Raw genomic sequence first — 23464 nt, 5'->3', positions numbered from 1 at the left:
TTTGAGTAGTTTGTGTGTTTGATGAACTATTCGTGTTTGTACTATGTAAAAGCTTCTTTAGTATTTATCCTCATGCTGGTTTGCTCCCGTCAAATGTATATCAGTAATTTTACAATAACATAAAAATATTTATTAATTTTCGCTAAAATGGTAAATTTAATTTACGAGAAGTGGAGAACTTACTTATAGAAAATTTTCCTTATATTCTGAAGATAATCGCTTTTGCGGTTTATTTTTTTGCAAATAAGTTGTTATAGATATATAGTGTATTAGTAAACTAGTACAGTAGAGGGGAGAACGGAAATGAATTTTGACGACAAAGTTCCTATCTATTATCAAATCAAAGAATATCTATATCATCAGATAGTCACAGGCACGCTTGCTCCTGGTGTAAAATTACCATCAGTCAGACAATTGGCGGTGGACGTAACTGCGAATGTTAATACGGTTCAGCGTGCTTTAACTGAAATGTTGGATGAAAAAATAATTGAATCTCAACGCGGCAAAGGTAATTTTGTTACTGAAGATGTTTAAAGTATCAAACAGTTGAAAGATAAATTGGTTATTGAACAAATATCTTTGACCTATCAACAATTGCGTGCATTGAATTTAACTGACGATGAGATCATAACTGAATTTAAAAATTATATGAAAAATAGGAGTGAAATTGATGAGTGAACTATTAAAAATAGAAAACTTAAATTATAACCATAGTTTAAAAACCATTCTACATGACGTGAATCTAACTATCGACAGTGGAAAAATCATCGGATTACTAGGCGAGAATGGTGCTGGTAAAACTACCTTGATGCGCTTGATCACTGGTAGTGCCCATGGAAAAGGCAAGATAACCGTTAAGGATGCTACAACGGCAACTAAGAGAAAGAGTTACGTAAGTTTTACTGAACATTTAGGTGGATTTCCAGCTGGAATGAGAATTGAGAAGCTACGTGATTTTTATAAGAATGTTTATCCTGATTTTGATGAAGAACGTTTCAATGAACTATTAGAGTTTTCTCAATTAGATAAAACTGCTAAAATTTCTGCATTATCAAAGGGTATGAAGGAAAAACTGATCATCACTTTGACTTTGGCTCGTAAAGCTGACTTATATTTATTGGATGAACCATTCGGTGGTATTGACAGTATGAGCCGTAAGAAAATCATCAGCAGTATTCTTAAATGGAAGTCAGAAGATTCCACAATGATCATCAGTGATCACTATGTGACAGAGATTGCTCCAATTTTGGATGAAGTCGTTGTTGTTAAGGGTCAAACCATCAACTGCCACAAGAAGACCGACGAAATTCGTGAGAAAGATGGTCAAAGTATCGAAGACTTTTATGAAAGCTTATATGAAGGGGGCAATCAAGATGACTAGTTTTGGAAAATTTTTTAAAGTAACAATCAGTGAAAGATTTAAGGCAATGAATTTTATTCTATTGATCAATTTAATTGCCATTGCAGTTACATCTATTTGGATCGCAATTACAGGTACATTAAGTTCGGCAACTTTTTCCAGCATTGTATTTTCTTGGTCCTCGATTGTGTTTATATTTGCCTTTGTCCGTTTGTCAGTCCTTCAAGAACGGACTTTTACACGAGACAGTTATCGTCTGATACCGATCAGTGATATTAAATTTTATCTCGGTAATTTAGCTTCAACAGTAGTTTCATTTCTCTATGTAATGTTAGTTGAATGCATTCTTTATGGAATCGTTATAGCAATGAATTTGAAAAGTGTTCAAGAAATGTACACTTACATGAGATTGATGAATCCTGGTAATAATTACAGTGCTTCAAGTATGATATTAGGTGCTCTATCCATGTTATTGATCGTATTATCAATGATGACTCTAGGTTGGACAACTATTAATTTGATCCACCTAGTTGGACGTTCAGCTGGAAACTTTTTGCCAAGTACAGGTCGCAAAGCTTTAAATGTTGTGATGTACATTCTAGTTATTTGGTTGGTACTTCGTGTTGTTAGTTTCTTAAACACACAAATCGGAAGTTCGATGGCATTTATCGGGAACTCAAATGATACTCTGACATTCTTCTTAAATATTGCTGCATTCTTAGTAGTTGCCGCAATTGAAGCTGCGGTAAGTATTTATCTAATGGGTCGTTGGGTTGAGACTATTACTGAATAGTATAGTGTTGTTTTGCCTACGGTGATGATGAATTCGGCCTGCTGTGGGACCGACTCGAGTCTTGGCCTATCGTCTCGATTTTGAGCTTTGCTGTCGCAAATCTCGAAATCGTCCATTCTGTAAGCACGGCGTTGCCGCACTAACAGAATTTTCACTACTGGCCAAATTCATCATCTCCTCCGGCTTGATTTATCCATAATTTATATAAAAGTTTTATAGCTGTATTCTGTTTTTTACAGGATATGGCTATTTTTTTGTATTTAGACATATAAAAATCCCATCATAAAGTTTATTAACTCTATGGTGAGATTTTTTTATATCACATCTATATTTAGCTGGAGGTTTTTAGTAATGGAACCAGTTGTGCAAGTGGAGTTGAACGGGTGGTTTTATCCGTTCTTACTCCACCGACGATTATGAGATTTGCGTAAGCAAAACTCATAATCGAGATGAGAGACCAAGGCTCGAATCGGTCGCATAACAGGTGGAATTACTAAAAACCGGAAGCGGCATCCAACGAACTATTCCTTTTTACGTCTAATTCCAAACATACCACCAATAGCAAGTAATAACATCCCTAAACCGCTAGCCCAAAAGGCTGACTGATTGCCGGTTTGTGGGAATTGACCTGCTTTATTAGGGGTAGGGTCAGATATTGAAACTGAATTAGATTTAACTGTATTAGTAGTATTTGCTGAATTGTTTTCAGGTTTAGTAACAGATTCTTGAGTTGCAGTGTTAGTTACTTTAGATGAATTGTCGACAAGACTTGTACCACTATTGTTGGATTCATCTGTTGTTTGATTATTGTCTGAACCTGAATTTGTATTTGGATTATTTCCATTAGAATTGGGATCTATTGCGGTACTTGATCCGTTTGACCCATTATCAGGATCAGTACTTGTACCGGAACCATTCGAACCAGAATTATTATTGGGATCAGTGTTTGCACCTGAACCGGTAGAACCGGAATTTGATCCAGTAGTAGGGTTCTGGACGGTTAATATTGATGTGGCAGTCAATGTTTTTCCAGTTGCATCAGTATACTGATAATTGATAGTATATGTGCCTGTTTTTGGAGTAGTCATTGTACTTGCATCAACAGGATTACCAGTACTATCGGTAATTGTAGTGGTCAAAGTTTTGCCTAGTGCATCTGAAGCGACAACTGGATTGCCATCTGTATCTTTAAGTTCAGTTATATTTTGTGAAGGGTCCCATGTTGACCCAGTATTAATAGTTTTAGGTGCAGTGGTTAAAGCACTCAAATTATTTTTAATAGTAATCGTTACTGGATCTGAAGAGACGACTTTTTTAGAAGTTGGATCAGTATATTTAAAGGTTACAGTATATGTTCCGGGTACAGATGTATCAATTGGATCATTATTTTGATCAACTGCCGTTAATGTTCCTGTTTTAAGAGCTGTATTGGGGTCAACATCATCACTATTACTATTTTTTAAAGTTGTTACAGCAGTGGATAAGTCGCCGTTTGGATAGATGGATTCATCTGTGGCAGAAATCTGGCTGCCATCAACAATTACAGTAACGGGATCTGACTGAACGGTGCCGCCATTAGAGTCAGTGTAACTGTAAACTACGGTATAGTTTCCGGGTGTTGAAGTATCAATGCTAGTTTCGTCAGTACTTGTTCCATCTGGATTATTTTTCGTTATTTTTGTAGTAATAACATTAGTAGTGCCAGTATTACTGAACGCCGTTTGGGTATCTTGTGGGTTCAATGGATTACCATTTACGTCATTCACAGAGACACCATCTGAAACGTTCCAAGGAGTGTTTTTAGTTATGGTTGTATCAGTTCCAGCTATTTTCGCATTTGTTACGTGGACGGTTGTATTTAAGTAAGAAACCCTTCCAGTAGAACCATTTGAAAAATAATTATTTCCTTGTGCATCAATATATTCATATTTAACATTGTAGTTTCCAACTTTCGTTGGATCTACTTTGGATGTAACGGTTAGAATATTATTTTCTGAATCCTTGTAAGTATAAGTTCCAGGAGTAGTGATTTTAGTACTATCTCCAGTCATATCAGAAATCTTTATGCTATTTCCACCTGGTGCTGTTATTGTTACATCGTTATCAGGGTCAAAACTTGCATCAGGATCTGCGACAATTGTTGAATCATTTGGAACCAATGTCGTTTTAATATGGTCTAACCAAAAAACATAGGTTTTACCAGTTACGGCAGAGTTACTAGATAAAACTAGGGATGTAGGTTCTAAATAAACATCTCCTGGCCAATCAAGACTTGTTGAACTTGGTGTTACGGTCTTATCAGTTCCCATATATTTTAAGGATGGTAGCCAATAATTTTTTTTGAATTCGTTTATCTTTGTGTTGGCATTTATGTCAGCAGTAACTTTGTCTTTAATATTATATGAAGAACCCGCAAGGCCAGTATTAAGCGGAGAACTATCTGGATAAATGACAGTTTCTTTATCACCTGCAGTACCAGTAGTGAAAACAGTGTATAAATCATTAACATTTAAATCAGTATAGTCAAGATGGGCTGCACCATTATGAACGGAGATTCCTGCGACGTTTTTATCAAGCCAGTCACTACCAAAATAGCTGGAAGGGATGTTTGTATATCCGTTATTGATATCATATGTACCATCACCAATTCCAGCATACAAAACATCATTGTAAGGAACTGATCCGGATGGGAAAATAGTTGTTCCATCATCTTCCAGAGCATTGATATTAACTCCGGTTATGCCAGTGTCTGCCGCTGGAGTGTGGATTTTAACGCTCATTTTAGTTTGTCCTATGAATCCTTTACTGGGATCGACTGTACCGAGAAGATGCGCATTGTCATCAGGTCTAAAGTAAAATACTTCTCGGTTACCCGTTTCTACTGATGTGTTATTCAATTGAAATGCGGTTAGACTACTTATTTGAATATAGCCCCTAGCAGCAAGATCTTTTACATATTGGTCAGCACCGGCTTGCATATCAGCAACTGTTGACGTTACGCCAGTAGGTAGAACAATGTAAAAACTGTATAGTTCTTGATTGGGATTGTAATTGTTACTGTCCATCCAATGTTCTGAACTGTATGGTAAAACGGAAGCATAACCATTAGAATCGTAAGGAACATATTTATTTTGGGAACTGACATTTACATAAAAATTACCCAAAGGTGGAATAGAATCAATCGGTTTAGCCGTTGGAGTTTGTGAGACCGTATCTTGAGCATTTGATTCTGGTGTTGTTTCAGAACCAATGTTGGTATTTTTTGGTGCGGCAGCAGAAGCATAGCTTACGGCATCACTTTGATTATTTGTATGGATAGTTGGAGTTGGTAACGTGGTTGTTTTTGGTGTAATAGGAGTTTGGTTATTATCTTCAGGTGTAGCAGAAGTATCATCTGTATTTTCATCAGCGTTGCTTGATGTATTTGCATTCATTGAAGAATTGTCAATAACTTGGTTACTTGTATCAGTTTCAGATGATTCAGGTTCAGTAGAATTAGGATCAGTAGTTGCGGCATTAACAGGTGTTGTGATAGCTAAGCCGGCAACAATGGAAGCAGTAGCTATCGGGACAGCTAGCCATAATTTATCTGTTTTAAAAGGTTTTGAATTCTTATTGATCCCTAAATAAAGTCCTCGGTGTTGTTTCATAAATGATTCTCCCTCTCGTACTTAGGCCGTATACGAGCTCTGTTTAAACAGAAACGGGTTAACACTGCGGTCTACAGTATTTTCATAGTTAGATAATAACATAAAAATATTTATTTAAATTATCTAAAGTTTGAAAGAAAATTTATCAAAATTGATTAGTGGTGGAGTGGAGGACGCCGGAGGCGATGAGAAATGTGGTCTGCTGTGGGGCCGACGTGAGTCAAGGCCTCCCGTCTCGATTTTGAGCTTTGCTGTCGCAAATCTCGAAATCGTCCATTCTGTAAGCACGGCGTTGCCGCACTAACAGAATTTTCACTGCTGATCACATTTCTCATCGCCTCCGGCTTGAGGTTTTATGGTGTAAAAGATGCTTATAGTACAGTGTATGACTGAATTTTGTGTAATTCAGTTTATATATAATACACATTAGCTGGAGATCTTTAGTAATGGAACCAGTTGTGCAAGTGGAGTAGAACGGATGGTTTATCCGTTCGTACTCCACCGACGATTATGAGCTTTGCGTAAGCAAAGCTCATAATCGAGATGAGAGACCAAGGCTCGAATCGGTCGCATAACAGGTGGAATTACTAAAAATCTCCAGCGGCACACCCCTCGGCAAAAAGATTGCAATTAAATAAATTCAAAATAATTATAACTTATGTATATTAAACGTATAATGACATTAATACGGAAGGAATGATTCTAATGGCAACTATTTATGATTTTTCAGAAGTAGAGATGAATGGTGACAAGATCGATTTTAACGGCTACAAAGGCAAAGTAGTTTTAATCGTTAATACTGCTAGCAAATGCGGTCTAGCTCCACAGCTCGAGGGTATTGAGAAACTATATAATAAGTATCATGAACAGGGATTAGAAGTTTTAGGCCTTCCTTCTAATCAATTTCATCAGGAATTAGGTTCTGATGAAGAAACAAATGAGTACTGTCAAATGCATTACGGTGTGACTTTCCCTATGACTAAACAAGTTAAAGTCAATGGCGAAGATGAAGATCCATTATTCACTTACTTAAAGGAAAATGCTGGTAACGGTCGTATCAAATGGAACTTTACCAAATTCTTGTTAGGACGTGATGGTCAGATCATCAAACGTTACGCACCTGTTACTAAACCTGAAAAGGTTGAGCCGGATATTGTTGAAGCCTTGGGTAAATAGAATTAAAAATGGGATGCTTTACTGATTTTTCAGTAGAGCATCCTATTAGCTTTATTTAAAAGTTATAGTTAATTTTTTATTTGATGATTGTGCCACTTGACTCTTTATTAAATAAATTACGAAAAAAAGCCAGCAATCGTCAAAAACGAAGATTGCTGGCTTTTACAAAACTATCCTTCGGCGTTGTGGACGTCGTCGATAATATTATCTTTTGAAAAATCATGGTTCATATATTCTTTATTATCAGTAGGTAGATGTTGTTCTAATGTGTCGAATTGTTGAAATGAAACTGATCCTGTAACTGAATCAAAATTTAGGATATGTCCACCAAAACTACGGTCATCAGATAAGAAATGACTGTGGAAACCACCAACCGCGGCTCCGTCAAACAAACTAGGTGAGTGATAACTAATCAAAGTACCAGTTACGTTATCTTTACTGAACATATTTTGCTTCTCGGCTGTTTTGGAAAGTGAATCATATGGAGCAGATGACTTTCTAACGGCACGAGTAGTTATATTTTTGAAAGTACCAGTGATTTTAATAGAGAAGAAAGTGTTGGCACTGTTGGCTGCTTCTTTGATCTGCGATTGTAGGTCGTCACGATTGATATTTTCAACTTCCATCATTTCGGCATAGTCAGCAAAATGGCTATTGGCAAAGGGCATGGTAAAATCTCCATCAAGGATATTGATTTTGCCATCACCATCTAGTTGATAGGGTGTGCCATCCAAAATGATCAGTTCTCCATCTAGTCCTTCACCAGTTCCGATACCAGTATCACCATGTTGCAATAGTTCATTCATAGTCAAAGTTCCATCGAGTAGACCAGGGACTAGTAAGGCTAAAGTACCATGTTGATAAAGAATATTTGTATTTGACATAATAAATTCCTTCCTATTAGTTCAATACGTCTTCAAGCAATGTTGAAACGAGTTTGATGTTATCACTGTAATCAACAGGGATGTCGATCACAACAGGACCAGATGTCTTGAAGGCTTTTTCTAGGCTGTCTTTTAGTTGATCAGCAGTTTCAGCGTGCATACCAGTAGCACCAAAACTTTCAGCATATTTGGCAAAGTCAACATTACCTAAAGTAACACCAGAATGACGGCCATATTTAGCTTCTTCTTGGAATTTAACCATGTCGTAATAACCGTCGTTCCAAACTAATTGAACGATATTTAAATTCAAACGAACGGCTGTCTCTAGTTCTTGTCCTGAGAATAAGAATCCACCATCACCAGCAACAGAAACGATTGGTTGTTCTGGTCGTTCCAAAGCAGCGGCAATAGCCCAAGGTAAGGCCACGCCAAGTGTTTGCATACCATTACTAAATAGTAGGTGTCTTGGTTTGTAACTTCTGAAATGACGAGCCATCCAGATGTAATGACTACCAACATCAACTGTAACAGTAGTGTCATCATTAACTTGATTTTGTAAAGCATTGATGATTTATAGTGGGTGTAGACCTTTACCAGAGGTCTTTTCAGGAACTTCATCTTGAGAAACGAAACTTACTTGCATTTGGTGTAGATGTTCTTTGAGGTCATCACTTAAACCGATATCTGCAGGAAGATTGTGAGCAAGATCTTTCATTGTTTTGGCAATGTCTGCTTGAACAACTAGATCAGGTTGGTATTCATTAGAAATTTCAGGGGCAATACTGTCCAAATTAATAATTTCACCTGTACGGCCAACGTTCCAGATTCTAGCTTCGTATTCAACGGGATCATAACCAATGGCGATAACTAGATCGCTTTCTTTAAGCATGGCATCACCTATTTGGTTTCTGAATAAACCAACACGACCGTAGTAGTTCTTTTCAAGATCACGTGAGATAACACCAGCGCCTTGGAAAGTTTCAACAACAGGAATAGAGAATTTGTGCAAGAAGTGATGAATTGCTTCAGTTACTTCTTCACTAGATGAACGCATACCGGCCAAAATAACTGGTAATTTAGCATGTTGGATCTTGTTGATGATCTTATTGATAGTGTCGCTGTCGGCACCACCTTGTTGAATAGGGGCAAGTGTTTTGATCTCCTCTCCGTTAACAGGGTCATCTAAGACATCCTTTGGCAAAGAAATGAAAGTTGCACCTGATTTTGGAGCCATGGCTGTTTGATAAGCATTGGCAAATGTTTCAGAGATATTGTTAGCATCTTGAACTTCGACACTGTCTTTTGTAGCAGAATTTAGAAGCTCTTTACTAGGAATACTTTGATGTGTCAATCTGGCCACATCATTACGAGGAACTTGTCCACCTAGAGCAACAACAGGATCACCTTCAGAAGTTGCTGTGATCAAACCAGTAGCTAAGTTTGAAACACCAGGACCTGATGTTGTTGCGACTACACCAGGTTTGCCAGTTAGACGGCCGATACCTGACGCGATAAAAGCTGCATTTTGTTCGTGGCGTGTAATGATAAGTTTAGGAGCTTTAGGATTGTCGCTGTATTCCAATAGATCGAAAAGTTTATCTACTTTAGCGCCTGGAAGTCCGAAAACATACTTGACCCCCTGGTTGACCATTGAATTGAATAAAGCCTCAGCACCATTTTTTTCAGTTGACATTGATGTGTATCCTCCTTGAGTATCTCGGTTAGTGATGTTATTGTTAATAACATAAATCGCTCGTGTTGATTTGTCAACACATAAAGCTTGGAGAATTTTAAAATGAAAAATATTGGATACTTAGCCCAAGATATTTCGATCTTGCACAGAAAATACTATAAAGATACAAAAGAACAATTTGATGAATTAAAGCTCAATCCCACAGCTGCCTGTATTTTACTGTCCGTCGGTGATTATAAAGAAGTTAGTCAAAACCAAGTTGCTAGATTATTAGTTGTTGATAAAGGCTTAGCAACTAGAGAAATCAATAAGATGCAAAAACTTGATTACCTTAGCAAGTCAGATGGTGTTGGTAAGACTAAAATTTTGAAGTTGACTGATACTGGGAAAAAGATTGTTGAAAAAGTTCAACAGATCCGCATTGATTGGTGGGAAAAACGATTTGCCGATACTGGTATTAAGGCGGATAGTCCATTGGTTGCTGCAATTGAGAGTGTGGTTGATGGGATAGTTGATCCGGTTGACTCCGGAAACGATTAATCGTTTCCTCCAGCTTTTTTCTGTAGAAATAGTAAAAACAATTAAAAAGTCTTGGCAATTTTTGCCAAGACTTTTTTAAATCAGTATTCCTTCTAAATGATCCATTTCATGTTGAATGATTTGAGCTGCGAATCCTTCAAAAGCTTGTTTGTGGGGGTTAAATTCTGCATCTAAGTAACTTACTGTTATTTTCATAAATCTCTTAGCTGGTCTTTCACCAATCAACGATAGGCAGCCTTCTTCTACATCATAGGGCTCCGACTTACCGATGATACTGGGATTTATCAGGGGCATAACTAGATCTCCGAGTTGTAGGGCGATAACGCGTTTGTTGATACCGATCATATTGGCGGCCATGCCAACACAGTCTTTTTTATGTGACTTTAGTGTATCTATTAGGTCAATTATAACTTGAGTGTCTTTTGGTGTAGTGGGTGCTGACTTTTGTGAAAGCAGCGTTGTATCTTTATTAATTGGTTTTATCATTAATTTCTCCTTTAGTAATGTGAATCAATCATATCAAAAAATATATCATGAGCATAACGGTTGACTTATCCAAAATTCCCGCTTAATCTTTATATATAATAAAAGAATTTATATTTATATAATTTAAGAATAGTCGAGGGTGACTGAATGAGTACAAAAATTGGAATTATTTTAGGTAGTGTGCGTGGTGATGCTTTAGGAAGTAAGATCTTTAAACATCTTAAGTCAATGATGAAAGATACAGATGATGTTAAATATACGTGGTTGGATCTGCACGATTTTCCTTTGCCAGTTTATGACCATGAGGAGATTCCTTTAATGGCTAAAGTATCGAATACAACTGAAATGGAAGAAAAATGGCTTAATGCTGTTGATGAACAAGATGGATTTATCATGATGACTCCAGAATACAATCATGCAATTCCGGGTGGATTTAAGAATGCTTTGGATCTGGTGGGATCTCAAGTAAGTAAGAAACCTGTTCAAATCCTTAGTTACAGTTGTTTTAGTGATGGCGGTATGTTGGCCGCTGCTTCAATGGTTCCAATTTTACAAATTATGGACATGATCGTTCTACCAAAGCCAGTCCTTGTTTGGAACGCCGAGCCAAACTTTGAAGCTGACGGAACTTTGAATCAAGATGTAGAAAATAGTCAACACTTTGAAAAACGTTTTGGTGAAGCTTTCCACGATATCAGTTTCTACGCTAAAGTTTTAAAAGATAATCCTTACAAATAATGTGTGTGAAGTCACGATTCGTCGTGGCTTTTTTGTTTGTTATACTAAATTCAGAGGTGGGATGATATGAATCTATTATTTGCGATCGACGATAATGTTGTTAAACAAATGCTGACGACACTGTATTCAATTAAAATGAATACGGAAGGTAGTTTTGAAGTATATGTTCTTCAAAAGGATGAATTAAAAGAAACAAAGATGATCCAAACTTTTTGTAAGAAATATGGGATGACGTATCATCCTATCATTGTAGATGGAGCGCGTTTCAAAAATGCACCAATAACGGATCGCTATCCAGCTACGATTTATTATCGATTATTGGCACAAGAATATTTACCAGATTTGGATCGAATTTTATATTTGGACGCTGATATTTTGATTATTAATGATCTAAGTAGACTTTATAATTTGGATCTCGGTGATAATCTCTATGCGGCTGCCAGTCACTCGGCTTTGTCGAGTAATATGACGGAACCATTTAACAAGGTACGCTTAGGTAATTATGAGGCTGAAAGTTATTATAACTCTGGCGTATTATTATTTAACTTACCTAAGATACGTCAGACAGTTAAAGCTGAAGATATTTTTAAATATATTGAAGAAAACAAATTAACCTTATTTTTACCAGATCAAGATGTTTTGAATGGGCTATACGGTCATCAAATCATGAAGATACCTGATGAATTGTATAACTTTGATGCTCGAATGAGCGCTTTATACTTTGCTATCGGTGATGGACAATGGGATCTTGATTGGGTGATAGATCATACTGTGGTACTTCATTTTTGTGGGCGTGATAAGCCTTGGAAGAGTGATTATCGTGGTCGTTACGCTGGATTGTACAAACATTATATGCATAAAGCCCTAATGTAGGGCTTTTTATTTTGGAAAAGTGTTGCACTGCAAACGCTATCAGAATATTATAGAAAGGTTCGTGAACTTTTAAATCGGGGAGGGATCACATGAACTTTTTAACACCTCCAGTGGCTAAGAAAAAAGTCGAATCATCTAAAATTGATCCAACGTATAAAAAATTACGTTGGCAGGTTTTCTTTGGTATTTTTATTGGCTATGCTGGATATTATTTATTACGTAATAATTTTTCGATAGTTATGCCTAAATTAATTAATGAGGGATTCTCTAAAACTCAGTTGGGGTTTGCATTTTCGGCGGTTTCGATAGCTTATGGATTCAGTAAATTCTTTATGGGCATCATTTCAGATCGCAGTAATGCTCGAATTTTTTTGCCTCTAGGATTGATTTTGACAGCTTTGATCAACTTGGCATTTGGATTTATTCCTATTTTAACCAAATCTATCACATCAATGTTTATTCTATTATTTTTGATCGGTTGGTTTGAAGGTATGGGCTGGCCGCCATCTGGTCGTGTGATCACGCACTGGTATTCAGTTTCAGAGCGTGGTTCTTGGACGTCAGTTTGGAATGTGGCCCACAATGTTGGTGGGGCAGCAATGGCACCATTAGCCGCCGTCGGTATAGCATTCTTTGCCTCAAAGATTCCGGGAACGAAAGCATATAATGGAGCTTTTATTATTCCAGCTTTGGTCGGTATAGTTATTGCCGTTATTGCCTATATCCTAATTCGTGATACACCTGAATCACAAGGATTGCCTCCAATTGAGGAGTATAAGGATGATTATCCCAATGAGGAACACATTATGTATGAGAAAGAGTTATCTGCTAAAGAGATTCTTTTCAAATATGTTTTGAATAATAAATGGGTTTGGATTATTGCTTGTGCAAATATTTTTGTTTATTTTGTCAGATATGGAATTGAAAATTGGGCACCAGCATATTTAACAGAAGTTCGTCATATTTCATTGGCCTCCAGTTCAGGATCATATTTCTTGTATGAAATAGCCGGTATTCCTGGTACGATCTTTGCAGGTTGGGTCTCTGATAAATTATTTAAAGGACGTCGTGGCCCAGCAGGTTTTTCATTTATGTTAGTGGTAACCTTCTTTGTCTTTATGTATTGGCGTTCAACAAATATTATGATGGTCAATACGGCCTTGTTCATGATTGGTTTCTTAATTTACGGACCAGTTATGTTGATCGGTTTACAAGCTTTAGATTCTGTACCTAAAAAGGCCGCAGGAACTGCAGCCGGATTAACAGGATTATTCGGTTATTTATTCGGATCAGTTGCCGCTAATGCAATCATGGGTGTTATTGTTGATCATCTGGGCTGGAATTCAGGCTTTATCACTGTAATGGCATCTTGTCTGATTGCAGCGGGATTGTTTGCATTGACTTGGAATCTTAGAGGACAAGAAATTGTTAAAAAATAGGTTTTTGGTTGTTGTTGTCGCTGAAAATTACAAGTAATTCCACCTGTTGTGTGGTCGCCTTCAGCCAAGGTCTGAAGGCTCGATTTTGAGCTTTGCTTTCGCAAATCTCGAAATCGTCAGTGGTGTAAGAGGGTAAATCGCCCTCTAACGTCACTTGCACAACTGGTTCCATTACTTGTAATCTTCAGCTTATATTTGTGGTATATAGAAAAATGAATAATGTATTTTGATAGCATGATTTCGACACTTTGTTGGGATCGTGCTTTTTTGTTTGTATTAAAAATATATAGTTCATCAATATAGCCGGAGGTTGGGCGAAGTTTGTCGGCACTTACAATGGCATTAGAACAGTGGTTTTCTGTTCTTAGGCCATGGACGATTCTGAGATTTGCGAAAGCAAAGTTCAAAATCGAGATGCCAGACCTTGGCTGGGATCGGTCCAAGTGCAGACAAACTTCGTCCAACCGGAGGCAAAAACCTTTCAGTAACCCAGCCACCAAATTTCAGAATTTAGCACAAAAAAATAGGCCAGCCATCAAGCTACCCCATTTTAAAATAATTAATTATCATTCTCATCTTCTACAATATGTTCCTTAGTCTGATTAAAAATAGTAATAATATGCTGATCACTCAAGCGATAATGAATATTACGTCCTTTTCTCATACTGGAAACAAGATTCAATTGTTTTAACAAGCTCAATTGATGTGAAATAGAAGACTGACTCATTTCTAGTGAATCGGCTATTTCGCCAACGCTTAACGGTGTTTGTGACAGTGCCAATATGATCTTAACTCTAGTCATATCACCGAAGGCTTTGAAGACGTTGACCATGGCTTCTAGCTCGTCATTATTGGGTATTTCGTTGTTCAAATTGTGTAGAGATTTTATGTGTTCATTTTCGAAGTTATTATCTGTCATAAAATCGCCTTTCTTACTCTAGATGGTTGAAGTTTACCACCGAATATTATATTATAATTGATGTATGAATGATTGCTCATATATTCATGTAAACGCTTTACACGAGGAGGATAACGCGATGAAATTATACAAAGTCGAATCAGATTACCAAACTGACAAAAAAAATCATCCGATCAAGAATGCCCTGACCAGAGAGTCGAAATTGACAATTATTAAGTTAGTTCTATCTGCAATTTTTCTAGTGCTGGCTATGAATGATTCATTTGCCGATTCAGTTTCGATCGGGCTTTATTTAATTGCTTTCGCTATCATCGGTGGAGAAATTGTTGTTAATGCCATCAAGAATCTCTTTAAAGGAGAGGTCTTTGATGAGAACTTTCTGATGAGTATTGCCACAATAGGTGCTTTAATAATTGGTCAATACCCTGAAGCTGTAGCGGTTATGTACTTTTATAAAGTTGGCGATCTGTTTGAAGATATTGCCGTTAACCGTTCTAAACGTTCTATCTCTGCATTATTATCCGTTAAACCGGAATTTGCAACCATTAAAGATGGTGCCAAGACTTTAGTCGTTCGTCCTGATCAAGTAAAAATTGGTCAAACGATCTTAGTTAAGCCTGGCGAAAAAATTCCTCTTGATGGAAAAGTTATCCTTGGGCAATCAAGTGTCGACACGTCCGCTTTAACTGGAGAATCTATGCCGCGTGAAATTACGATCGGCGACGATGCATTAAGTGGTTCGATCAACCAAGCTGGAGTTCTTCAGATTAAAGTAACTAAAATTTATGATGATTCAACTGTTGCTAAAATTTTGGACTTAGTTCAAAACTCGAGTAAACGTAAAGCTAACACAGAAAAGTTCATTACCAGATTTGCTAAGATCTATACACCGATCGTTGTAGCAATGGCCTTATTATTAGCACTAGTACCACCACTACTTTTCCAAGGTGAGTGGAGTAATTGGGTTTACCGTGCACTAGTATTTCTAGTTATCTCATGTCCATGTGCCTTAGTTATTTCTGTTCCACTGAGCTTCTTTGGCGGAATCGGAGCTGCCTCAAAACAAGGTATCTTAGTTAAAGGTAGCAATTACTTAGAATCACTGAACAAGGTTAACACAATTGCCTTTGACAAGACAGGGACATTAACTAAAGGTCAATTCTCTGTAACAAGTGTCAATCCTCAAAATATTTCAAAAAGTGAATTATTAGAAATTGCAGCTGCTATTGAAAGTAACTCTAATCATCCGATAGCCCAATCTATCGTCACAGCTTTTGATAAAGAGATAACTTCAACTATTGAAAACTATAAAGAGACTGCCGGCTATGGTGTTAGTGCCGTGATAGACGGTCAATCTGTAATTGCTGGTAATTATAAAGCCATGAAAGCTAATGACATTGATATTGATGAAGCTAGCGATGTAGGTACGATCGTATATATTAGTAGAAATAAACAATATTTAGGAAATATCGTTATTGCCGATAGTCCTAAATTTGATGCTAAAAATGCTATTGCCAGTTTAAAGAAACGTGGTATTAAGACAGTTATGCTAACTGGTGATAATAAAGTTATCGGTGAAGATATTGCTAATAAACTTGATCTAGATAAAGTTTACACAGATTTATTGCCAGAGGATAAAGTTAAAATCGTTGATAAATTAAGAGCTGACAGTGACAGTAAAGTTGCCTTCGTCGGTGATGGGATCAATGATACGCCGGTATTAACTCAAGCTGATCTTGGTGTTGCCATGGGTGGACTTGGATCAGATGCCGCAGTTGATGCCGCTGATATGGTAATTATGAGTGATGAACCTTCAAAGATTGCTAAAGCAATGGATATTGCTAAAAAGACTAGAGAAATAGTTGTCGAAAATATCACTTTAGCTTTAGTTATCAAAATTTTATTCCTATTGTTAGGTGCAGTTGGGATCGTTGGTATGTGGCAAGCGGTTTTCGCTGATGTCGGAGTTACGATCATTGCTGTATTGAATGCAGTTAGATTGCAATTGAAAAAGTTTTAATTGGGTTTGTCTGGTCGTCTCCAGGACTGAGAATATTCACCTGCTATGCGGACCGGTCCCAGCCTTGGTCTGGTGCCTCGGTTTTAAGGCTTGTAAAGTTCGACAAGTCTTAAAACTCGCCCGATGTTGTAATGGCTAAAGCCATAACAACATTTTCATAGCTGGTAAATATTCTCAGTCCTTCCGACTAGATTTGTTTATTATGAAATTAAAGTTAACCTCTTGGTTTGAATATTGAATTCAAATTGAGGGGTTTTTATTGTGTCGGTATTTGGAAATTAGGCTATTAAATCCAATCTATGCTTTATATGTATAATTTTTTCTATAATTACATGATTTATTTTTAATACCAAATTAGTCGGAAGTGATGGAAATATTCTCCAGCTATGGCAATGGCGTTACGGCTTCAGCCGTTACACCATCGGGCGAGTTGGAAGACTTGTTTACAAGGCTTCCAACCGAAGAGCGAGACCTTGGCTCGATCCGTCCCGCATAGCAGGAGAATATTTCCATCACTGTAGACGGCAACCAACCACCACAATCTAAAATTCTTTACAACCAAAAAAAACGTACTAAAATGTTGGGCAAAGATGAGTAAATTGACGTCTTCGATTTGTTATAAGGAGGACTATATCATGTCAAAAAAAGATCATTCATCTGAACGGGTACTAGTAGGAGTCGATGACTCTGAGGATGCTCAACTAGCTTTTCGTTATGCTTTAAGATATTGTTTGAAAGATAAATCTACGTTGATCATTACTTCGATTTTGGAAGATGAAGATATGAACGTCTACCAAGCCTTGGACAAGGATTATGTTCACGGTGAACGCAGTGATTTGGAAGATCATGTTAGAAAATATCGCCAAGTGGCACTTGATGCTGGGGTCAAAAATGTTGAGATCTATGTGGCTGAAGGAGAAGCCGGTGAAGCTATCGTTAAAGAGGTTATTCCCTATGTTGATCCGGACTTATTGATTGTTGGTTCCAACTCTAAAAAGGGTATAAAAAAGTATTTTGGATCACAGGCCGCTTATATGGCTAAATATGCTCCAATATCAGTTATGGTCGTTAGATAGTAAAAAAAATTTGTAAAAACCTACGCAAAAAAGGTATAGTGTGTATGTAATCGTTTACATTGTGGTGTGCAAATTGTGTTTAGGTGGGTGATTACTGTGTCTACAAAGCAACAAAAAGATTCTAACTCACTCTTAGAATGCAAATCGATCGATAGATTAAATAGGTCTATTGACCATTTATTGGAACAAAGTAATATTGACGATACGCTTTTAGATAATTTGATTCAAAAAGTTGAAATTCTAAGAGACAAGGACTCGTAAGCTATGAGTCCTTTTTTTTGTCGCTTGTGAAACCGAATACACTAATGAATTTGAGATTTGCCCTTAATTTCACTACCTATAAAGTAGTAAACTGTTATTGTTTACTTACTAAAAATTAGGGGATGTAATTAAAGTTTTGAAGATAAAATCTATTCTATATATAGTCATACCAATGTTCTTGTTTAGTTCTATGGAGATTGCATTGAAAATAGCCGGGGGGCATTTTAATCCGATTGAATTGAATTTTATTCGTTTCTTGATCGGTGGATTGGCACTTTTACCATTTACAATCGTGCATTTGCGACAGAATCATATTAAGTTGGCGATACGAGATCTATTATTATGTGCGCTGACTGGTTTTGTCATCGTGGTTGTCAGCATGACCTTATATCAATTTTCAATTCAAATATCGAAGGCTTCAGTTATTGCGATTATCCTAAGTGCTAATCCAATATTTGGTTTGATGATCGGATTCATTTTTTTACGTGAGAAACTTACTCGTACTAATACATTTGCTCTGGTTCTTACTTTAGTAGGGTTATTGGTTATTATTAACCCATTCAATTTAAGCAAGCCAATGGGTATTATCTTGGGCTTACTTTCATCTATTATCTTTGGTGTTTACGGAGTTATGTCTCGTATCTACGGTGGCAAGATTGGTATTAATGGTTTGTCGATGACTTGTTTGGCATTCTTGTTTGGTGCCGGTGAACTAGGCATTCTAATGGGTCTGACGCATACGAGCTTGGTCAGCAACTTACCAGCTAGATACAGTGAATTTGTCAATGTACCATTCTTTAAAGGATTATCATTACAAACATTGCCATTGATTCTATATATTTCTGTCCTTGTTACAGGTGTTGCCTTTGGTTTATATTTCTTATCAATGGAAAAAGTCGGTATCGTTCAAGCTTCATTGATTTTCTTGATCAAACCAGCTTTGGCACCTATACTATCGTTATTTATTTTAGGTGAGGAGATCAGTCCTCGTACAATTATCGGAATTGTTATCATTTTAGCTGGTTCAGCAATTACTCTTGTTGGTGAAGATATTGCCTACCGTGTTATTGCATTAGTTAAAAGAACGACTCCTAACAGTTAAATAGTTGTTTCAGATAGTCAGCAGAGATGCTGGCTATTTTTATTTTTATTAAAAATTAGTTGCTTTAGTTATGTTACTTTCTTTAAGATTGAAGTATTACTATTCACAAATTATACTAATTTTAATGAAGTGAGGTGACACCAATGAGTGAGGATAAAAATGTAGATGCGAATGAAGTAGTTGATACTTGTCTTTTAGCCGGACGTTTGATGATCGAGGGTGGATCAGAAATGTATCGTGTAGAAGATACAGTTAGACGAATTGCTTATAATTCTGGCCAAAGAAATAGTGCTTCATTTACTACTTTGACGGGCGTCATGATGAGTATTAAGGGCCAGCCAGTTACTCAGTTTGGAGCTGTGAATCATCGTGGTATCGATATGGAAAAAGTTGATCGAGTCAATACACTGTCACGCCGTTATGGTAATAAAGAACTGACCTTAAACGAGTTAAAGGACGAGTTAGAAAAGTTAGATAAGAACTTGCCAACCTATCCAATGTGGATGCAGTTGCTGGGGGCATTTTTGGTCAGTGCGACAATGATGATCGTCTTCACACAAAAATACGACTGGTTTGATATTCCGCTAGCGGGTGTTACAGGTACGATTGGATATTTAGTGGCATTTTATGTTACACGAACAACCTCGATCCGATTTATAAGTGACTTCTTGGGGTCATTTATTTTAGGAGCATTAGCGATGTTAGGAGTTCACTTCGGACTAGGACATAATTTAAATAGTATTCTAATTGGGGCTGTCATGCCGCTAGTGCCGGGTGTAGCCATTACTAATGCTTTACGTGATATGTTGGCCGGACATTTACTATCAGGGCTTGAAAGAGCTCTAGAGGCCGGAATGAGTGCTTGTGCAATTTCAGTTGGTATCGCTGTTTTGTTCAGATACTTTTAGGAGGATATTATGAACTATTTTGTAAAATTAATAATTCAAGTCGTACTAAGTTACGTGGGTACGGTTGGTTTTGGACTAATAATAAATATCCCCAAGAGGGCACTGAATTTAGCAGGATGGTCTGGAGCCTTAGGTTGGCTGACATATTGGGTCTTATTTGAAGCTGGTTCAGGAAGAATGTTTGCTAATTTGGTGGCCGGTATCAGTGTTGGTATCGGGGGAATAATTTTTTCCCACATTAAACGAATGCCGGTTATCTTATTCAATATTCCCGGATTGGTGCCATTAGTTCCAGGGGCAACTGCCTATCAAGCTGTCAGCAGTTTAGTTTTGGGGAATTTTAATCAAGCGATTGCCTTAACGGTAAAGGTATCAATGGTGGCCGGCTCAATTGCGACTGGATTTATGATTGCTCAAATAATAGGCGAGTGGTATTACAAGACACAACTAAAATTATAGGAGAATATGGGGATGAATTTTATATTTAAACTTGCCGGGATTATTTTTATGATTTCGACAATTTATTATGGGGTAAAGCTTTTACGCTCGAGAAATAAGCGCAGGCAAGGACTTAAGAAAAGATTTTTTGTAAGTCTGTTTGTGTTCTTATTGTTAGGCGTATTGGGCAACCAAACTAATGAGGTTAAATCTTCTTCCAATGATAATGTCAAAGTTATTAAAAAATATATTGGAAAAGATAAGTATAAATTAGCTAAAGAAGAACATGCGGCCTTGGTTGCCAAAAAGAATAAGTTAACTAAGCAGTCTGATAAGACGCAGGATAAAAAAGACGATTTAGTTGCTAAGAAAGATCAGGAAAAAGAAGCAGCTGCCAAGGAACAAAAAAAGCAGGCAGAAGCACAAAAGCAAGCTGAAAAACAGGCACAAGAAGAATCAAAGAAGCAAGAACAAAGTCAGCAAGCTGCACCGGCAAATGCCAATGATGGTGCCAAAGGTGATATGAATACATCGAATACTGGTCAAATTGTTGGAAATAAGAACTCTCATATTTATCATGTACCTGGTCAAAGAGGTTACAATATGAATTCATCTAACGCTGTTTATTTCCAATCCGAACAAGACGCTATTGCGGCCGGATATAGAAAGGCCAAGGTATAATCATGAAGAAATCATTCAATATTTTTATGTCTCTGATACTTTTATTCACCTTGACAGGATGCAGTAGCTCTAATACTGAGTCGGCTCCTAAAACAAGAATAGTTAAGGATTATTCATATCAGAAAAAGGCTGATAAGCTAGCTAAGCAAAATAAGAAATTAAAATCTGATATTAAAGAACTACAAAATAAAATTACGCAAAATCAGAACTATTTGAGTGAAAATGATCAAGGAACATTTAGTAATAATAGCTCAGATACATCTAAAGAAAATTTGTCCAATCTTGAATACACGGGAATACAAGAAATCGTTGTGAACAATAATCAACCGGAATTCTCTGATGATGATTTATCGACCGCCAAAGGAGCATGGCAATCTTATGGTGATTTGGATAGCCAAAATCGTCCAACCGCCGCTAACGCATTACTTAACAGTTCATTGATGCCGACAGCCAAAAGAGAGGGACTTAACTGGAATCCTACTGGTTGGCATAATAAAAAGATCACTTCCGGTTGGCTATATAATCGGAGCCACTTGATCGGTTATCAATTGACCGGTCAAAATAATAATCCTAAAAACCTGATCACTGGAACACGTTCTCTGAATAGTCCAGAAATGCAGGCCCATGAGATGGATATAGCTTATTATTTGAAACAAAGTAGTAGTCATTACGTCAGATACCGAGTTACTCCAGTATTTCGTAATGACGAGTTGTTAGCTCGTGGTGTACAGATGGAAGCACAATCGATCGGCGATAATGCGGTTCACTTTAATGTTTATATCTTTAATGTCGAGTCTGGTGTGACTTTAAATTATAATGATGGAACTAGTCAGATAGGGTAGTAGTGTTTTTTGTTTGCTGTCTCCAGATATAAGAAATACTTTATGGCCGTGCGGAACGGTTCCAGCCTTGGTCTGGAACCTCAGTTTGAGGCCTTGCAAGCAAGTCTCCAAACTCGTCCGGTGTTGTAATGTCTAAAGCCATAACGACACTTTCACTGCCAGAAAATATTTCTCATATCTTCCGATTTATGTTCAGTAAATTTATGAATAAAACAGTGTACGAATCAATTAAAGGAGAGCTATTTATCACTTCAATATAAAGTGATAAATAGCTCTCCTTTATTTTTTTAAAATTAGCCGAAGGTTATGAGAACCACATCAGCATTAAAAAGGGTGTTAGAACGTTTCGTTCTTACACCCTAGACGTATTCTGAGATTTACGAAGTAAAGCTCAGAATCAAGGTTCAAGACCGTGGCTTGAACCGGTCTTAATGCAGATGAGGTTATCGTAACCGTAGGCGGCAGACTACACCAAATTTCTATTAGCTTTGACGACTGCGACTAAACCACGGTCAATTAGATTACGTTCAATAAATCTAGCAATCTTTTTTCCACCACATTTAGAGGTATGTATGTGATCACCACTGTCAAACTCGTATTCTAAACGTGTTTGTGATGCGTCGCTGACAAAAGGCGCTAAATCAACAGCGTAAGGGAAAGACTGCATGATATATCTGTTAAATTCTTGACGAATGACTTCTTTTTTAGCATTCCAAGCATAAATACCATTATTGATGTTGCCCCGAAACGGTGTAACTGTCATGGGTACAAAGATGATGTTCTGTTGTGAACACTTCTGATTTAATTTATTAATACCATCGATTAGCTCTTTACTCGTAGGGAGTTCGGAGATAGGACTGCCGGCACCAGGATGTAAAAGGTCGTTAACACCTTCCATAAAAATAACGATGTCGGGTTTAAATTCATCGATCATTTCGTCAAATCGTTCAACGCCTGCTGGACCAAAACTCTTGACCCATTGTGATTTTCCACTGCCAGAACGCAGTAATCTATTCCCAGAAATACCATAGTTTGCGGTAACAATACGATTAATATAGGTAAGTTCTTTGGAAAGCGGGGCACTGAAGAAACCCTGATTTGTTAAGGAGTCGCCAAAAAAAGCAATTTTGATCGGCTTTTTGTCTACTTGTGCTTGAACTGCTGAGACTCCAAAAAAGAAGCCGTCATCCCTGTCGGTAAAATTATGTACTTTAGTAAATGATTCAGACAAATTTGAGCCTAATGAATGGATCGTTTTGTTAGGTGAATAAATTTCGATTGATAGGTAGTCGTTAGCCTTAATGTCAATGTCGATCCAGTCAGTCCACTTAGTAGTGTGAGGTGCTATTTCAAAGGAATCTTTGCCGTCAATATGAACAACAATATCTGATTGTCCCTTTTTATGTAAAGCCAGTCGAGTGAATTTTAAAGGAACATCGTCATAAAGGTTATTCAATAGCAGACGGATTTTTTTAGTGGCCAAGGGTTTAAAAATATTGATTTCTTGATGACCAGATTCATTAATATTATAGATATTATTATAATCAGAAAATTCTTGTAACCACGTGTCAGTAGTAATCATAAT

The 23464-nt window shown here is 37.1% G+C and carries 20 protein-coding genes and 2 pseudogenes; 16 read left to right on the top strand and 6 right to left on the bottom strand.

Going from position 1 to position 23464, the window contains the following annotated elements; all coding sequences use genetic code 11:
- The first annotated feature begins 303 nt into the window (after nucleotides 1-303).
- From EKM60_RS06260 to EKM60_RS06250, 3 genes and pseudogenes are all read left to right on the top strand, one after another.
- Nucleotides 304-678 (top strand): annotated as a pseudogene (locus EKM60_RS06260) (GntR family transcriptional regulator).
- Nucleotides 671-1381 carry an ATP-binding cassette domain-containing protein gene (locus EKM60_RS06255; RefSeq protein WP_125713578.1) on the top strand — a complete coding sequence of 237 codons (711 nt, stop codon included), beginning with the start codon at nucleotides 671-673 and terminating at the stop codon, nucleotides 1379-1381. Before EKM60_RS06260 ends, EKM60_RS06255 begins: the two are co-directional and overlap by 8 nt.
- Complete coding sequence (locus EKM60_RS06250) at nucleotides 1374-2153, top strand: hypothetical protein (protein WP_125713576.1); 780 nt, start codon at nucleotides 1374-1376, stop codon at nucleotides 2151-2153. Before EKM60_RS06255 ends, EKM60_RS06250 begins: the two co-directional genes overlap by 8 nt.
- 521 nt (nucleotides 2154-2674) lie before the next feature.
- On the opposite strand, the gene EKM60_RS06245 is transcribed toward EKM60_RS06250, so the two are convergent.
- Nucleotides 2675-5803, bottom strand: a complete 3129-nt coding sequence (locus tag EKM60_RS06245) for an LPXTG cell wall anchor domain-containing protein (protein WP_125713574.1) — start codon at nucleotides 5801-5803, stop codon at nucleotides 2675-2677.
- A 705-nt stretch (nucleotides 5804-6508) separates the two neighbouring features.
- Here EKM60_RS06245 and EKM60_RS06240 point away from each other — a divergent pair.
- The gene (locus tag EKM60_RS06240; protein ID WP_125713572.1) at nucleotides 6509-6979 is read left to right on the top strand and encodes a glutathione peroxidase; all 471 of its coding nucleotides are present in this window, start codon (nucleotides 6509-6511) and stop codon (nucleotides 6977-6979) included.
- Nucleotides 6980-7149: 170 nt separating this feature from the next.
- Here EKM60_RS06240 and budA read toward each other — a convergent pair whose 3' ends face one another.
- On the bottom strand, nucleotides 7150-7863 hold the full coding sequence (budA, locus tag EKM60_RS06235; protein ID WP_125713570.1) for an acetolactate decarboxylase: 714 nt from the start codon (nucleotides 7861-7863) through the stop codon (nucleotides 7150-7152).
- Between the two features lie 16 nt (nucleotides 7864-7879).
- Nucleotides 7880-9556 (bottom strand): annotated as a pseudogene (alsS, locus tag EKM60_RS06230) (acetolactate synthase AlsS).
- Between the two features lie 102 nt (nucleotides 9557-9658).
- On the opposite strand from alsS, the gene EKM60_RS06225 reads away from it, so the two are divergent.
- Nucleotides 9659-10096 (top strand): MarR family winged helix-turn-helix transcriptional regulator, encoded by a 438-nt coding sequence (locus tag EKM60_RS06225; protein ID WP_125713569.1) that lies wholly within the window; start codon nucleotides 9659-9661, stop codon nucleotides 10094-10096.
- Nucleotides 10097-10171: 75 nt separating this feature from the next.
- Here the strand turns inward: EKM60_RS06225 and EKM60_RS06220 are convergent, their stop codons facing one another.
- Nucleotides 10172-10582, bottom strand: coding sequence for a peptide deformylase (locus EKM60_RS06220; RefSeq protein ID WP_125713567.1), 411 nt, complete (start codon nucleotides 10580-10582; stop codon nucleotides 10172-10174).
- Nucleotides 10583-10729: 147 nt separating this feature from the next.
- Between EKM60_RS06220 and EKM60_RS06215 the strand changes: the two genes are divergently transcribed.
- The 3 genes from EKM60_RS06215 to pgtP all read left to right on the top strand — a co-directional run bounded on the left by EKM60_RS06215 (nucleotide 10730) and on the right by pgtP (nucleotide 13632).
- A complete protein-coding gene (locus tag EKM60_RS06215; RefSeq protein ID WP_125713565.1) occupies nucleotides 10730-11320 on the top strand; it encodes an NADPH-dependent FMN reductase in 591 nt (196 codons plus the stop codon).
- Nucleotides 11321-11386: 66 nt separating this feature from the next.
- Entirely contained in the window at nucleotides 11387-12193 is an 807-nt protein-coding gene (locus EKM60_RS06210) for a glycosyltransferase family 8 protein (protein ID WP_125713563.1), read from the top strand.
- Nucleotides 12194-12282: 89 nt separating this feature from the next.
- Nucleotides 12283-13632, top strand: a complete 1350-nt coding sequence (gene pgtP, locus EKM60_RS06205; protein ID WP_125713561.1) for a phosphoglycerate transporter protein PgtP — start codon at nucleotides 12283-12285, stop codon at nucleotides 13630-13632.
- 559 nt (nucleotides 13633-14191) lie between these two features.
- Here pgtP and EKM60_RS06200 read toward each other — a convergent pair.
- Nucleotides 14192-14551, bottom strand: coding sequence for an ArsR/SmtB family transcription factor (locus EKM60_RS06200; RefSeq protein ID WP_125675166.1), 360 nt, complete (start codon nucleotides 14549-14551; stop codon nucleotides 14192-14194).
- A 184-nt stretch (nucleotides 14552-14735) separates the two neighbouring features.
- On the opposite strand from EKM60_RS06200, the gene EKM60_RS06195 reads away from it, so the two are divergent.
- From EKM60_RS06195 to EKM60_RS06165, 8 genes are all read left to right on the top strand, one after another.
- On the top strand, nucleotides 14736-16571 hold the full coding sequence (locus EKM60_RS06195; protein WP_404811400.1) for a heavy metal translocating P-type ATPase: 1836 nt from the start codon (nucleotides 14736-14738) through the stop codon (nucleotides 16569-16571).
- Between the two features lie 635 nt (nucleotides 16572-17206).
- Complete coding sequence (locus EKM60_RS06190; protein WP_125713557.1) at nucleotides 17207-17647, top strand: universal stress protein; 441 nt, start codon at nucleotides 17207-17209, stop codon at nucleotides 17645-17647.
- 96 nt (nucleotides 17648-17743) lie between these two features.
- Nucleotides 17744-17908 (top strand): hypothetical protein, encoded by a 165-nt coding sequence (locus EKM60_RS11110; protein WP_164508341.1) that lies wholly within the window; start codon nucleotides 17744-17746, stop codon nucleotides 17906-17908.
- Between the two features lie 136 nt (nucleotides 17909-18044).
- Nucleotides 18045-19010, top strand: coding sequence for a DMT family transporter (locus tag EKM60_RS06185; RefSeq protein WP_164508340.1), 966 nt, complete (start codon nucleotides 18045-18047; stop codon nucleotides 19008-19010).
- 143 nt (nucleotides 19011-19153) lie between these two features.
- Nucleotides 19154-19918 carry a threonine/serine exporter family protein gene (locus tag EKM60_RS06180; protein WP_125713553.1) on the top strand — a complete coding sequence of 255 codons (765 nt, stop codon included), beginning with the start codon at nucleotides 19154-19156 and terminating at the stop codon, nucleotides 19916-19918.
- Between the two features lie 9 nt (nucleotides 19919-19927).
- The gene (locus EKM60_RS06175) at nucleotides 19928-20377 is read left to right on the top strand and encodes a threonine/serine exporter family protein (protein WP_125713551.1); all 450 of its coding nucleotides are present in this window, start codon (nucleotides 19928-19930) and stop codon (nucleotides 20375-20377) included.
- A gap of 12 nt (nucleotides 20378-20389) precedes the next feature.
- Nucleotides 20390-21037 (top strand): sunset domain-containing protein, encoded by a 648-nt coding sequence (locus EKM60_RS06170; protein ID WP_125713549.1) that lies wholly within the window; start codon nucleotides 20390-20392, stop codon nucleotides 21035-21037.
- 2 nt (nucleotides 21038-21039) lie between these two features.
- Entirely contained in the window at nucleotides 21040-21879 is an 840-nt protein-coding gene (locus tag EKM60_RS06165; RefSeq protein ID WP_125713547.1) for a DNA/RNA non-specific endonuclease, read from the top strand.
- 466 nt (nucleotides 21880-22345) lie between these two features.
- Here EKM60_RS06165 and EKM60_RS06160 read toward each other — a convergent pair whose 3' ends face one another.
- Nucleotides 22346-23461, bottom strand: coding sequence for an SGNH/GDSL hydrolase family protein (locus EKM60_RS06160; RefSeq protein WP_125713545.1), 1116 nt, complete (start codon nucleotides 23459-23461; stop codon nucleotides 22346-22348).
- Between the last annotated feature and the right edge of the window lie 3 nt (nucleotides 23462-23464).

Source organism: Companilactobacillus kedongensis (assembly GCF_003946625.1).
GTDB classification, from domain to species: domain Bacteria; phylum Bacillota; class Bacilli; order Lactobacillales; family Lactobacillaceae; genus Companilactobacillus; species Companilactobacillus kedongensis.
The sequence above is the reverse complement of the archived record's forward strand: the minus strand, read 5'-3'. Positions and strand labels throughout refer to the sequence as shown.

Bases quoted from the DNA above. Each gene is read 5' to 3' on its own strand.
- EKM60_RS06255 (WP_125713578.1), top strand. From the start codon at position 671: ATGAGTGAACTATTAAAAATAGAAAACTTAAATTATAACCATAGTTTA.
- EKM60_RS06250 (WP_125713576.1), top strand. From the start codon at position 1,374: ATGACTAGTTTTGGAAAATTTTTTAAAGTAACAATCAGTGAAAGATTT.
- EKM60_RS06245 (WP_125713574.1), bottom strand. From the start codon at position 5,803: ATGAAACAACACCGAGGACTTTATTTAGGGATCAATAAGAATTCAAAA.
- EKM60_RS06240 (WP_125713572.1), top strand. From the start codon at position 6,509: ATGGCAACTATTTATGATTTTTCAGAAGTAGAGATGAATGGTGACAAG.
- budA (WP_125713570.1), bottom strand. From the start codon at position 7,863: ATGTCAAATACAAATATTCTTTATCAACATGGTACTTTAGCCTTACTA.
- EKM60_RS06225 (WP_125713569.1), top strand. From the start codon at position 9,659: ATGAAAAATATTGGATACTTAGCCCAAGATATTTCGATCTTGCACAGA.
- EKM60_RS06220 (WP_125713567.1), bottom strand. From the start codon at position 10,582: ATGATAAAACCAATTAATAAAGATACAACGCTGCTTTCACAAAAGTCA.
- EKM60_RS06215 (WP_125713565.1), top strand. From the start codon at position 10,730: ATGAGTACAAAAATTGGAATTATTTTAGGTAGTGTGCGTGGTGATGCT.
- EKM60_RS06210 (WP_125713563.1), top strand. From the start codon at position 11,387: ATGAATCTATTATTTGCGATCGACGATAATGTTGTTAAACAAATGCTG.
- pgtP (WP_125713561.1), top strand. From the start codon at position 12,283: ATGAACTTTTTAACACCTCCAGTGGCTAAGAAAAAAGTCGAATCATCT.
- EKM60_RS06200 (WP_125675166.1), bottom strand. From the start codon at position 14,551: ATGACAGATAATAACTTCGAAAATGAACACATAAAATCTCTACACAAT.
- EKM60_RS06190 (WP_125713557.1), top strand. From the start codon at position 17,207: ATGTCAAAAAAAGATCATTCATCTGAACGGGTACTAGTAGGAGTCGAT.
- EKM60_RS06180 (WP_125713553.1), top strand. From the start codon at position 19,154: ATGAGTGAGGATAAAAATGTAGATGCGAATGAAGTAGTTGATACTTGT.
- EKM60_RS06175 (WP_125713551.1), top strand. From the start codon at position 19,928: ATGAACTATTTTGTAAAATTAATAATTCAAGTCGTACTAAGTTACGTG.
- EKM60_RS06170 (WP_125713549.1), top strand. From the start codon at position 20,390: ATGAATTTTATATTTAAACTTGCCGGGATTATTTTTATGATTTCGACA.
- EKM60_RS06165 (WP_125713547.1), top strand. From the start codon at position 21,040: ATGAAGAAATCATTCAATATTTTTATGTCTCTGATACTTTTATTCACC.
- EKM60_RS06160 (WP_125713545.1), bottom strand. From the start codon at position 23,461: ATGATTACTACTGACACGTGGTTACAAGAATTTTCTGATTATAATAAT.